Genomic DNA, 12,462 nt, shown 5'->3' with positions numbered 1-12,462 from the left:
TAGAAGAGCTTGAAGATGCCGGCAGGCGCGTGCCGGTTTGGCATCCTTTTCGCATGTGCAATGCCTCGTCCAGCTAACGACGAATTAAGCGGCGCTGCGACTTGGCGCAGCGTCCGGCGGAACAAAGTGAAGCGAACTTGAATGACTAGTTATGTAAATCTTAGGCAATAGTTCTTTACCTACAGATTTCGATAACTCTCCTATTCATGTCCGGGGAATACGTCAACACAGCTGGCCCCTGAGCGTCTTATCGCGCGATAGTCCACGCGTCCGCCACAGGTCCGCCCATATCTGAAAAGTAAGGTATCCATCAAGAGCCGTTCGTTTAGCCAGATTGCGTCACACGCTGCCATTGACCCCCCGTAACAGGCGATTGCAGCTTCATTGAAGTCTGCGGCCCAGTCTCCGGGTTCAGCGAGCATTGGCTCCTCGCCTGGGGGTAGAGGGTCGGTAGATTCAGCCCACACAACGTTACATCCGATGAGTATGATGAAAAGTGTTGCAATTGGAATTGAGATTATTTGCGCGGCGATGGCACGAGCCATCATATGATGATTTTGCATTCTGACCACCTCCGATTTACATAACTACTATTAGGCGACATTGCTGTCGCGTTTAAACGCGACAGCAATGTCTTATAACGTTCCTTGTCGTCCTGTAAGCCCTTGTCTAGCTTGGAGGGAGTCGCAGCAAACGCGACATACCCCAGGGAGAAACGCGACATGGATGACGGCAAGCTCAACTGCGGTAAAGATTCAGCGTAGAGGGTCGAAGCTACCGATTTGCCATCACCATGTCCACCGGCAGCTCCTGGCCGTTTGTTGCCTGCCGCAACGGCGTGAAGCTGCCTGTGGCAACGGACGGATACAGCCCAAAAAGGGCCACCACCTATGCAGATCATCGGTGCTGGCCCCAGCGCTACTTGACCTCTTCGACCTCGTAGTTCACGTAGCCGAACTCGCTGCTGCGAGCCGCCACGTATTTGCCGTTTTGCTCAAACACTGTGGCCTCGAAGGGCGAGCCGCCGAGGGTCGTCACCAGATGCCCGTCCTTGATCTCGTATTTGGCCGGAACCCCGAACTGTCCGCCGTGCAGCATATTCAGGTATTCGCCTTCAGAAGGCGGTTGGCCGTCGACGCTGGTGACCGAGCGCTGGCCGTCAGTGCCATAGACAATTTCAAAGGTCTGGCCGGTGACCGTATTACGGACTTTGATCGTTTTACCCTCCACATAGGCTTGCAACTGTGCGTTGGTCAGCGCCTTGGCACCTGCGGTTTTCAGCTGATCAATGGTTTTACCCCGCGCCATCAACTTGCCGTCCTCAGCGTTCGGCGAGTACCAGATCGGTGAGGTCCACGCGCGTTCCTGAACGGTGGCCGAGACATCGGCCGGCGGCGGCACTTGCAGCTTGGCCGCATCATAGGTGCTCCAGCGCGGCGTCGGAATCTGTAGCACTCGGGCGTAGTAGAACGCGTGCTGGGCAGGATCGAAATCCGGGTCAACCCAGACTTTTTTCAGCTCGGTGGCACCAATGGTGTTGGTGTACGTGGCCTTGGAAATATCAACCGTGGAGCCCACTGGTGGGACTTTTCCTGTGGCTGGATCTGGCGTGCGATCACCGGACCAGGCGACGTCGTAGACTTTCTCGAAGGTCTGGCCGTTTTTGGTCCAGCCTTTGATGATCTGAATCCGGTCGAGGTTGCCATCATCGGAATCCTTGACCGCCCATACCACGAAGGACGGCGCCTCTTTGCCCGGTTTTGTCGGCAAGTCGCCGCCCATGGGAACGCCCTTGGCGTAGGCGGCATGCACCCAGTCTTTTTCGTTCCACAAGCTGCTGTCGAACCCCCAGCCGCCAAACAAACGCACGGGAATCCGTACGCCGCTGGTGCCATACACTTCTTTGCGCTTCATCGCATCGAAGATCGACTCACGGGTATTTTCTTCAGCCCAGACGCCGGCCAAACCGGATGTGCTGGTTTGCAAGGCCATCATGCCCGAGTTCTTTTTGCCGGAAAGGCGCGCCTCAGGCGTGTTGTCGGTAAAACCGTGGGAGCCGAAGTTATTGCTCTGTGAGTAGGGAATCACGCCATTGTGCGAGTCACTGGCGCCCACCACGCCCATTTTGTAGGGGTTGTAGCCACGGGCTTCCTGCAAGGCCATGCCGTTTTGCCAGGCTTGCCTGATGTAACTGCCATTGAGTTTGGACGTGCTGTTGTCCACGCCAATCAGGAAACTCATGATCTCGTAGTTGGCAAATTCGTCCGTCGGTGACAGCTCGGGGTGGGTTTCCGAGGTGCCCTTCACCTGGTGGATTTCGGTCAGCGACTCGTTGCGCATCCGCGTTTCGGCCCAGGCGGCATCGATCGGGCGGCCACGATCATCAACGTCGACCGGGAACATCAGGCCGTTGCTGAGGTTGGCATTGTGAGATATCGCCAGCACCTCATTGCCCTTTTTGCGCTGATCGTCCATCCAGCTCCATAAGTCCTCCGGCTTGCCCGAGTCGAGTGCCGTAAAGGGCAGGGCGGGCACCTTCGTCGAATCGCGGAAGAACACATTACGGTGCATGTTTTGACTGTTCGGTGCCGACGTCCATTCATACGCGACGAAGGTGGTGAACTTGCCGGGCTTGTAGTACTTGTCAGCGATGGCGATGTTCTGCTGCCAGATGTTGCCGGCAATCTTCGGATCAATCAGCTCCTTGATCGGGTGGTTCATGCTGCCGGCAATCCACTTGAAGACCCGATTGAAGTCAGCTGGGGTTTTGGCAATCAGCTTTTGCGCAATGGGCAGTTTGCTGAAATCCGACTTCGGATCGTTCGCCAGCGCAATGACGCCGACGTATTCCGAGTGATCGGTCACGCCATGGAAATCCAGAGGGCGTCCTTTTAGTTGCACTTCAAACCCCATTGGGTGCATGACCGGCATGCCCAATGAGTATTTGTAAGCTTCCTCGGGGTCGACCAGGTGGTTGCCGATCAGGTAGGCATCAATCGACCAGGAGGTGTGCGAATGTGTCTGGCCAAAGTAGACCTCGCGATCCGGGTTGCCGTCCGCCAATGCCTGCGTGCTGACGGCGAATGTGAGCATGGCGTACCCGAACAGTGATTGTGCGGTGAAGTGATGATTGTTTTTCATTTTCCACGTCTCCGGAACACGGCAGTGATAGGCCGGTGCAGCTCAGGACCAAAAACTCGAGACTCGCTCGAAAAACCAGAAGGCGGCCAGCGTTCCCAGCCCATAGGAGGCAATGGGTTGGGCATACAGGAGCGCAGGCCGTGGCAGTCGACAACGCAGCAGCACTGCTCGGATGCTCAGCACCATGGCGACGAACATCAGCTGGCCGATCTCGACGCCGATATTGAAGGTGAACAACGCCAAGGGCAGGTCGCGCTGTGGCAGGCCAATTTCCGCCAGCGCACCGGCAAAACCAAAGCCGTGCAACAAGCCAAAGCAGAAGGCCACGATCCACGGCCATTGGGCGGTGAAGCTGGGTTCGCCGCGATTCTTGCGGGCGATTTCCACCGCCAGCAACAGAATGCTCAACGCAATCGTCGTCTCTACGGGTGGGCCGGGAAGCCGCACGGCGCCCAGCGCGGCGAGCGCCAGGGTGATGGAGTGGGCGAGGGTGAACGCGGTGATAGTCTTCACCAGCATCCAGCCGTTGCGCACCAGCAGCAGGAGTCCAAAAACAAACATCAGGTGGTCGAAACCGCCGAGAATGTGTTCGATACCATGGACCAGAAACGCACTAGCCACTAAAAACGCGCCCGGCGTGGCGGCGATTTCTATCCAGGGTTGGGCGGGTTGCACCAAGGTGGTCGACAGGGTGCCGTCCAAGCGCGAGACGCGGACCAGCACATCGGTGATGCTCGCTTGCAGGCCGATAAATTCGATGCGTTGCCCGGCCAGTCCTGCGGGGCCGGCATTTATCACTCGGCGTTCGATCAGTGAATCGTTCAGTTCGCTTTCCACGGGTTCGACGATCGTTCGCACGCCTTCAGGAAACCTCAGTGCGATCGGCAAACGCATCCCGGAAAGCACCGGCGTACGCCACAGTACGTCGTAGCGACCGACGGCGGTTTCGTTGATTTCCATGTAAGCCGGACGGGATTCATGGGCATAGGCGGCTTGTCCCAAGAACAACAGACACAACAGGAGCCAGACCGTGCGTCCCATCAAGGCTGCTCCGTTTGGGTAGCTGCGATCCCGCTCGCGGAAGACGGCATCATCACCACCACTTCATAACGCGCCTTCAGCGCCTCGTAATTCGAGCGTTTCGACTCGGTACGTTGTTCGGAAAGCCAATCGGATTTGACCTGCTGGGCCATCGTTTCAAAAGGCGGTGCCGCTGGTGTGGTCAGGGCATCAATCCACACCAAATGCCAGCCAAAGCCCGACTCCACAGGACCGACCCAACTTCCCTGTGTCTGCTTGAACAATGCAATGGCGAACTTTGAACCGAAGTCCCTCGCCACTTGATCTTGCGATTGCTCCGCATAGGCGTTTTTAAACATGAAGGCATCGCCATCGCCGCTGTTTTTGTCGGTCAGGGTGGCCAGCGCTGTTTGAGCCTGAGCGTGTGCATCCGGCCCGCGTTTGTCCGAGGCGAAGAACACGTGATGAAAAGTCGCCAGCGGCGGTGGAGCGTATTGTTCCTGATGCTGGCTGTACCAGGCTTCAAGTACACCGGGGGCAGGTTCGCGAAGTGAGGCGACATCTTCTGCCAGAAAGTCCATCTTTTGCGCCAGTCGGCGGCGAATGATTGTGTCGTCTTTATCCAGGCCAAGTTTTAGTGCTTCGCGATAGAGGATTTCCTCTTTCACATATTCATCGAGGATCCCTTGAAGCTGCTGATCGGTAGGCGGGCGTTGCCATCGCGCCAGCCAGGAGATCTGAATCCGCTGAATATCGACCGGGGTTATTTCTATTCGTTGAGGGTCATGATTAACGGTTGAACTGTGCAAGCCACCATAAAGTGCAAAAAGTGCAAAACCGGCGATTAGAAAGTGCAGTAACGGCTCGCGAAGGCATCGCATGATAAAAGAAAATCGGGATCCTGTTGTTTCGGAGACGGTTAAGTTCATGACTTATTGCCCCACGCTTGAATCGGAAGTCTTCGATGCGAATGGAGTATTGCTGCTTTACCGGAAGTTTCCATCGGCGCTAATCACGATAAGCACTAAGTGTTAGTCGCAATCAGCTTAAGGCAAAGGGAACACGCTCGAAATAGCCCAAGGTAGCTCAAGAGCCTAGATCCACGGCCACATCGGCTTTTCGCTCGCGGTGCGTAAATGACGGAGTAAACGGCGTTACCCGTTGGCGATTTTCTACCCTTCGTAGATGAGGCCGACAGCTATTGATCCCCGCCATTTCAGTCTGGGTGATAGACAACTTTGTACGAATTTCTGCCTAACCTGACGGGCAGCTATTGGCCCAGGCTGTGTGAAAACGCATGCACCGTTTTGAAGTCTGCGTTGCTACATAAAATCTGCCAGCGTTTGGTTGGTCAGCAGACCTGAAATTTGCGCAGGAACGCGATTTTCGTTACGGTTCTGACCGTAAAACCTGCTCTAAAACGTTTTCACACAGCCTGGGCCGATTGCTGCCTGTCACGAAGGGCTGCAATCGACCCAAGCGGACCTGCGGTATTGGTTACTTCTGCCTCGTCATTTGGCAAACCGTACTTTCCGGTCTAGTCTTATTCGATGTCGTATTTCCAAAAGAGTGTCTAAAGAAACAGTCACCTAGATCTCGGCGAGGAATGTTGTCCGACATAGGCACGGATGTTATGCGACAGGAATGTCGTTTAATAGTAGTTAGGCTGTAATAAAGGACGCAAGCATGAAGCAGCTACAAAAGACGACGATCGACGAGTTCAAAGCGGACTTCCGAGGGGATGTACTTCTCCCTGGCGACGGGGACTACAATGAGGTGCGGCAAATCTGGAATGCGACGATCGACCGTAGGCCAGCGCTGATCGCCCGCTGCACGTCGCCAGAAGATGTCGTCCAGGCCGTCAAGCTCGCACGCAAGCAAAACCTGCTCGTCTCAATCCGAGGAGGCGGGCACAACATCGCGGGCAATGCCGTTTGCGACGACGGCCTCATGATCGACCTCGCGCTGATGAAGGGCGTCCAGGTGGACCCGAACGCCCGCCGGGCATCCGTCGAGCCCGGTTGCACCCTCGGTGAGTTCGACGCGGCCCTACAAGCGCACGGCCTCGCCACGCCGCTGGGCATCAACTCGACCACGGGCGTGGCCGGCCTAACCCTCGGTGGCGGCTTCGGCTGGCTGAGCCGGAAGTACGGCATGACCATCGACAACCTGCTCTCCGCGGATGTCGTTACGGCAGATGGCAGTCAGGTGCACGCTAGCGAAACGGAAAACGCTGACCTCTTCTGGGGACTGCGTGGTGGCGGTGGGAACTTCGGTATCGTCACCCGCTTCGAGTTTCGGCTTCATCCCGTCGGGCCGGATGTGCTGAGCGGGCTCATCGTCTTTCCGTTCGACCAGGCGAAATCGGTGCTCACGCAGTTCGCCCGTTTCACCGAGACAATGCCGGATGACCTCAACGTCTGGGCAGTCACTCGGAAGGCGCCCCCGCTACCCTTCTTGCCCGCGGACGTCCACGGTAAAGAGATGGTCGCACTTGCCCTGTTCTATGCGGGCGACCCTACGCAGGGCCAAAAGCTCATCGAGCCGCTCCGCGGGTTCGGCACGGCGCTTGGCGAGCACATCGGCGTGCAGCCGTACACCGCCTGGCAGCAGGCCTTCGATCCCCTCTTGACGAAGGGTGCGCGCAACTACTGGAAGTCGCACAACTTCTCGCGGCTCAGCGACAGCGCGATCGACGCCATCATCGAATATGCCGGTAAGCTCCCGTCTCCCCAGTGCGAGATCTTCGTCGGCACGATCGGCGGCCAGACGGCCCGCGTAGCGCCCGAGGCCATGGCCTACTCAAGCCGAGACGCAAACTACGTGATGAACGTACACGGCCGCTGGGAGTCGGCCGCCGAGGACGAGCGCTGCATTGCCTGGGCGCGCGAGTTCTTCGCCAAGTCGCAGCCGTTCGCCAGCGCGGGCGCGTACATCAACTTCCTCACCCAAGACGAGACGGACCGCATCGCGTTCGCCTACGGTGCGACGTACAACCGGCTGGTGGAGCTCAAGAAAAAGTACGACCCGACGAACCTCTTCCGGATGAACCAGAACATCAAGCCGGTCTGAGACGAGGTCATACGCCTAACAACCGCCTGCACCTGACCGCCATAAGCGAGCTTGCGGTTCCCTCGGGCCGCTGACCCGAGGCGGCTGCTGCGGAGCGTTAGGCCCGTGTAGCCGCACGACCACGCTGGGCCGCTGGGCGGTCAAGAGCAATGGCGCTTCTGCGACAAGTGCTTCTCCATGTTCTGGAACGGCGACCCCAACAACCGGGGCCGGTGTCCGGCTGGCGGCAGCCACAATTCCCAGGACTTCAACTTCTTCCTGCCGCACGACCACAGCGGACCCGGCCAGGACCAGTGGCGCTTTTGTGACAAGTGCCGGGTGATGTTCCGGAACGGCGAGGCAAATAAAGGAACCTGTACGGCGGGCGGTGGTCATGACGCACAGGGCTTTAACTTCAAGCTCGACTACACGCCCTGAACAAGCATCGGCTCCAACCAGCATCACCGATCCGACAGGAAAAAGACCACATAGCGACTATCGACACTTGTCAGAGCCTAACAACCGGTGCAGCGGACGGCGCTCCGCCGCCGCTGAGCCGGAGGGTTAGCCAACGACCGCTTCTGGCCCAGGCTGTGTGAAAACGCATGCGCCGTTTTGAAATCTGCGTTGCTACGTAAAATCTGCCAGCGTTTGGTTAATCAGCGGACCGGAAATTTGCGTAGGAACGCGATTTTCGTTCCAGTCTTGAATGTCAAACCTGCTCTAAAACGTTTTCACACAGCCTCGGTCGATTGTTGCCCTTCGCGACAGGCAGCAATCGGCTATTTACAGCCATAGCATTAAATAATTAATTGCAAATCGTGAGCTATTATAAGAAACATCGACAGAAAACTTCTTTGGCCGCAGACAACTTAATAAAATAGCGTTCGTTCTCAGCGCTGACGCCACCAATAGCTGCGGCTTAGGTCCAATAGAATCCACGGCATAGGGCGAACAAGTTGAAAATATATTTTGGATTTTAATCGTTTACGGTCCTGATTATTCTCAATTAGTTATTGTCAAGTGCGATTAATGCTGCGCAGCATTTATCGGATATCCAAGTTTTATTTCGTTTCTCGACTAAGCTTGAGGTTTGGTGGATATTGCCAAATAAGAATGGAAGCAGCCACGTCTACATGAGGTAGCGCATGAGCAATTTACCGCCAGCAATTCCAGAGCATCCTGAAGTCTTCGCACCTCAGATCGTTGTACCCAAGCTTATGCGCTGGAGCAGCATAATACCCAGCCGGTGGGCTCGCCATGGTCTGGTCGCCGTGCTGCTGGCAATCAGCGGCTTTGCGGTATGGTCTGCGATTGCCACCGGACGACTGGGGCAGGAGGCGATCGCCTCGAGCGTTCTGTCTGACCACTACACAGCGGCCGCGACTGCCGTGCTGGCCGCCGAGTCTTTGGAGCATAAGTATCGGCTGGATCCCGGGCCGAACATATTGCGTAATTTCAACGATGTCGTAGCGCAACTTGGTACTGCGCTAGAGCGTATTCACCGCTCCGGAACGCATGCCGATCATCTGCTTGTCGAGGATGTTCGCACCTCACTGACTCCCTATCTGGAAAGCATCTACAAGATGGTCGATGCCGTAGATCATGGCGATGTCTTGCGGGCGCGCCGGATTGACAACGAGGAGGCCGACCCACTGTTCGAAAAGATTGAAAACGTCGTCCTGCAAGCAGCGGCCGCTCGCCACCGAGTCGATCGTGGCACTGGAGAAGCTGCGTTCACGGGAGTCATTCAACGCCAATACCACGCCCGTCGTTTTTATCGCAGGGCTGCTGCTCGCTGGCTTGTTCGCCGAAGTGCTGCGGCGCACACGTGTCGAGCTCGACAGTCAACGCAAGGACGCCTTGCACGCTTCGCTGCATGACAAGCTCACAGGGCTGGCCAACCGAACATTGCTGGCGGACCGTTTCGAGCAGGCACTGCGCCTGGGTCGCCGTCAGGGGTCAAGCACGGGCCTGTTGCTGATTGACCTGGACCGGTTCAAGGAAGTCAACGACACCCTGGGGCACCACTACGGGGACCGCCTGCTCGACCAGATCGGCAAGCGGCTGATCATCGAAGCGCGGGAAGTCGACACGGTCGCCCGGCTGGGTGGTGATGAGTTTGCAATTTTGCTTCCCTCCGTCGAAGGCCTGGAGGGAGCATTGAAAGCGGCGAAACGGCTGCACACGGCTATTACCGCAGCGTTCGAAATCGATGGGGTCGAACTGGATGTCGAGGCCAGCTTCGGGGTCGTGGTTTCCGGGTTGCACGGTGACGATCCATCAACGCTCATGCAGCGCGCCGACATCGCCATGTATGCCGCCAAAAAGCAGGGCAAGGGCGTACTCGCCTACGACCCGGGAGCGGATCGGCGTTCTCCGGAACGCCTGGCAATGCTCGGCGAACTACGGCGAGGTCTGGAGCGCGGCGAATTGTTCCTGGAGTACCAGCCCAAGGTCAGCCTGAGCACAGGGAAAGTTACCGGCGTCGAAGCCTTGGTGCGCTGGCAGCATCCAGTTCGAGGCCTGGTGAGTCCGGATGAGTTCATACCGTTTGCCGAATTGACCGGGATCATCGGCAGCCTGACTCGCTATGTGCTGAACCTCGCGCTGTCTCAGGTGCGGGCCTGGACTGACGCCGGGCTCTGCATACCGGTTGCCGTGAACATTTCTGCACGCAACCTGCTGGACGACAGGTTGGTGGCCCAGATCATCGATCTGCTTGAACACTACAATTTGACGCCGAACATGCTCGTGCTCGAAGTGACCGAGTCCGCGATCATGCTCGATTCCTATGCGGCTCGTACCATCCTCAGGCAGTTACATACGATGGGCATCCATATCGCCATCGATGATTTCGGCGTCGGCTACACGAGCCTGGCTCAATTAAAGGATTTGCCCATCAGCGAACTCAAGATCGACAAATCCTTCGTACTTGCCATGCAGAGCGATCAGGCGAACGAACTTATCGTACGAAGCGTCGTCGATCTGGGTCATAACCTTGGCATGGCCGTCATCGCCGAAGGTGTGGAAACTGCCGACGTGCTCGATGCGCTGGGCGACTACCACTGCGATATGGTCCAGGGTTTTCACGTCTGCCGACCGGTAAGCGCCAAAGCGTTCATACAGTGGTATGAAGAGCGAGAGCGCAAATAGCTGAGTAATGTTTACCGATAGGGCGCTTCCAGAGACAGCTGATCGTATCGCCTGTTGAATGCGCTGGCTGATTTATGCAAGGTCTACAAGGAAGGCCGCCCCGACTTGCTGGAGAAATACTCCGAACTGGCACTGCGCCGTGTCTGGAAAGGCGAGCGTTTCAGCTGGTTCATGACCAACCTGCTGCACGACTTCGGCGACCATAAAGATGCGTGGGACCAGAAGATGCAACAGGCCGATCGTGAGTACTTTTTCAACTCCCACGCTGGGTTGGTCAACATTGCGGAGAACTATGTGGGGTTGCCTTACGAGGATGTCGAGTAAGCAGCCGATAGGCTAGGGGTGCTTGATAGTTCGATAGAGCCGCGGCTGGTTTTGTTAGTGGAATGAGCCTCCGCTGAAATGCGGTCCCCAATAAAAAAGGGACCGCTGCATAGCCCGCATCGCGGACGCGTTTGCCTCAAGCGGGCGGATCGATCTGATCCAGCATCCGGTTCGCCGTGATTTCCGCCAGCATGATGCTGTTGGAAATGCCCAACAAGGCGTGGCGCGATCCGCCGTCCAGATGATCCACCAGGTGATGAACCATCACGTCGACCGAGGCCAGCGTCTCGACCAGATAAACCGCCAGGGTTTCGGTCGTGGTCTGCGGGTCGACGGTAAACAGGGAGCTGGGAGTGCGAGGGGTGGCTTTGATGTCGGCAGTCGAGGGGAAGTGGGAGGCGAGGGCGCGTTCGGTGGCTTCGTTGAGTTTGTTTGAATCGGGGGTTTCGTAGGGGGATGCCGGATCGGTCTCCGGCGGATTGGGTGAAGGCTTAATCATATTTGTACGCTCCAAAAACATGGAGCCGTCACCGAGCCGCTGCTAAACGAATGGTGGCAGCTGTGTGCAGGTTAGCAGACCGGCGGAGACGAATCCGGCGCGCCCGAGGGCGCCCTGCGCACAGCTACCATAAAGTGCAGACCTGAAATGACCTGACTGTCCGGATGCAAATGCGCTTCGTCACGACGGGCTGCTAAACCCGATCACTGATGGGCAGTGACGGGAATCAAGTTACCGAGCGGGCCACAGGCGCACAAGCCGGCGGATTCTGGCGTACCCGTAGGCAACGGCGCAAGGTCTTGTAGTTTTCAGGACGTGAGCAGTAGGACGCTTAAACATGCGCGTTTCGCGGATGTTTAATTTGCTTGATTGAACATTGCTGTATGCCTGATTTCTGCACTCGGCCAGTGGCATGTGACGAGTATCCGGCGTGCCACCGGATTGGCCGGCATAACGAATGCAGTTATCGGGGGGCTTGCACGCCATGTTCAACGTGTCTCCCCAAGCGAGGCCGCCCTCGGCGGGCGTGGGGAACGCTTTGGCATAGCGGTATGAGACTTTGCTCGACGCCTAATAGCGCATTTCAGAGCTTTCGCCTCGCGGTTTGTTGGTGTCAACTGTCGACCCTTACCGGTCATTCGCAGAAGTCGCAGATGAAAGTTTCAGTAGGGTGTAACCCCGCGCGGCAATTCCAGAGCGGCCGGCAGCGCTGGGTTTCACCCTACATGGCTGCCAGGTTGCCGGGCCGATCCGTTCAATCTGCTGAAAGCCCTGGCGCGTTTCCGTGAGGCCTATCGCGCACGCCCGGCGGTAGAGCAAGCGCTGGCCACCGAAGATTTTTAATCACTAGGCCCGCATCCCCATCGATTGATCGCTCCCATGCTCCAGCGTGGGAGCGCAGCCTTGGACGCTCCGCGTCCAATCACATCAGATGCAGAGTTTCGGTAGGACGAGGGTAAAGACCCATTCGAACTTATGTTGCCGGATCAATATCGCGAAATTGTTTACTGAATAGTCAGCAGCTAGCCAGCAGCGTTACTAGCATTAATCGCACTGTGCGAAAGATTGCGGCTTGTTCCCTGATGTCGTGCTTTATCCGGACACCTGTCGCGTTTGCTTCGGCGGATATCAAGAAAATCGGGGCGTTACGAAAACAACCAGAATTTTATGCGACATTAACTGGCATGTTGTACGACAGGGCATGTCGCCTAATAAATAGTAGTTGGCGGCAACCCAGAAAACACGAGGAATCTTGCAGAGACTACGAGTCA

At 56.9% G+C, this 12,462-nt stretch carries 8 protein-coding genes and 1 pseudogene; 5 read left to right on the top strand and 4 right to left on the bottom strand.

What is annotated here, in order from left to right:
* Positions 1-918: 918 nt before the first annotated feature.
* Genes ACA067_RS21120 through ACA067_RS21110 form a run of 3 tightly spaced genes read right to left on the bottom strand, consistent with a single transcriptional unit; the run spans position 919 to position 5,090 of the window.
* Complete coding sequence (locus ACA067_RS21120; protein ID WP_497458338.1) at positions 919-3,141, bottom strand: DUF3604 domain-containing protein; 2,223 nt, start codon at positions 3,139-3,141, stop codon at positions 919-921.
* A gap of 42 nt (positions 3,142-3,183) precedes the next feature.
* A complete protein-coding gene (locus tag ACA067_RS21115; RefSeq protein WP_497458337.1) occupies positions 3,184-4,182 on the bottom strand; it encodes a HupE/UreJ family protein in 999 nt (332 codons plus the stop codon).
* The gene (locus ACA067_RS21110; protein WP_497458336.1) at positions 4,182-5,090 is read right to left on the bottom strand and encodes a peptidyl-prolyl cis-trans isomerase; all 909 of its coding nucleotides are present in this window, start codon (positions 5,088-5,090) and stop codon (positions 4,182-4,184) included. Before ACA067_RS21110 ends, ACA067_RS21115 begins: the two co-directional genes overlap by 1 nt.
* Positions 5,091-5,847: 757 nt before the next feature.
* Between ACA067_RS21110 and ACA067_RS21105 the strand changes: the two genes are divergently transcribed.
* From ACA067_RS21105 to ACA067_RS21085, 5 genes and pseudogenes are all read left to right on the top strand, one after another.
* Positions 5,848-7,233: an FAD-binding oxidoreductase gene (locus ACA067_RS21105; protein WP_497458335.1), complete on the top strand. Its 1,386-nt coding sequence runs from the start codon at positions 5,848-5,850 to the stop codon at positions 7,231-7,233.
* Between the two features lie 177 nt (positions 7,234-7,410).
* The gene (locus tag ACA067_RS21100) at positions 7,411-7,650 is read left to right on the top strand and encodes a hypothetical protein (protein ID WP_497458334.1); all 240 of its coding nucleotides are present in this window, start codon (positions 7,411-7,413) and stop codon (positions 7,648-7,650) included.
* A 710-nt stretch (positions 7,651-8,360) separates the two neighbouring features.
* The gene (locus ACA067_RS21095; RefSeq protein WP_497458333.1) at positions 8,361-9,095 is read left to right on the top strand and encodes a hypothetical protein; all 735 of its coding nucleotides are present in this window, start codon (positions 8,361-8,363) and stop codon (positions 9,093-9,095) included.
* Positions 9,028-10,368, top strand: a complete 1,341-nt coding sequence (locus ACA067_RS21090) for a putative bifunctional diguanylate cyclase/phosphodiesterase (RefSeq protein ID WP_497462821.1) — start codon at positions 9,028-9,030, stop codon at positions 10,366-10,368. The genes ACA067_RS21095 and ACA067_RS21090 overlap by 68 nt, the downstream gene beginning before the upstream one ends.
* 72 nt (positions 10,369-10,440) lie before the next feature.
* A pseudogene (locus ACA067_RS21085) lies at positions 10,441-10,692 on the top strand (4-hydroxybenzoate 3-monooxygenase); the annotation flags it as partial.
* 136 nt (positions 10,693-10,828) lie between these two features.
* Here the strand turns inward: ACA067_RS21085 and ACA067_RS21080 are convergent.
* Positions 10,829-11,191, bottom strand: a complete 363-nt coding sequence (locus tag ACA067_RS21080; protein WP_497458332.1) for a DUF6124 family protein — start codon at positions 11,189-11,191, stop codon at positions 10,829-10,831.
* Between the last annotated feature and the right edge of the window lie 1,271 nt (positions 11,192-12,462).

Source organism: Pseudomonas sp. LBUM1674 (genome assembly GCF_059695635.1).
The sequence above is the reverse complement of the archived record's forward strand: the minus strand, read 5'-3'. Positions and strand labels throughout refer to the sequence as shown.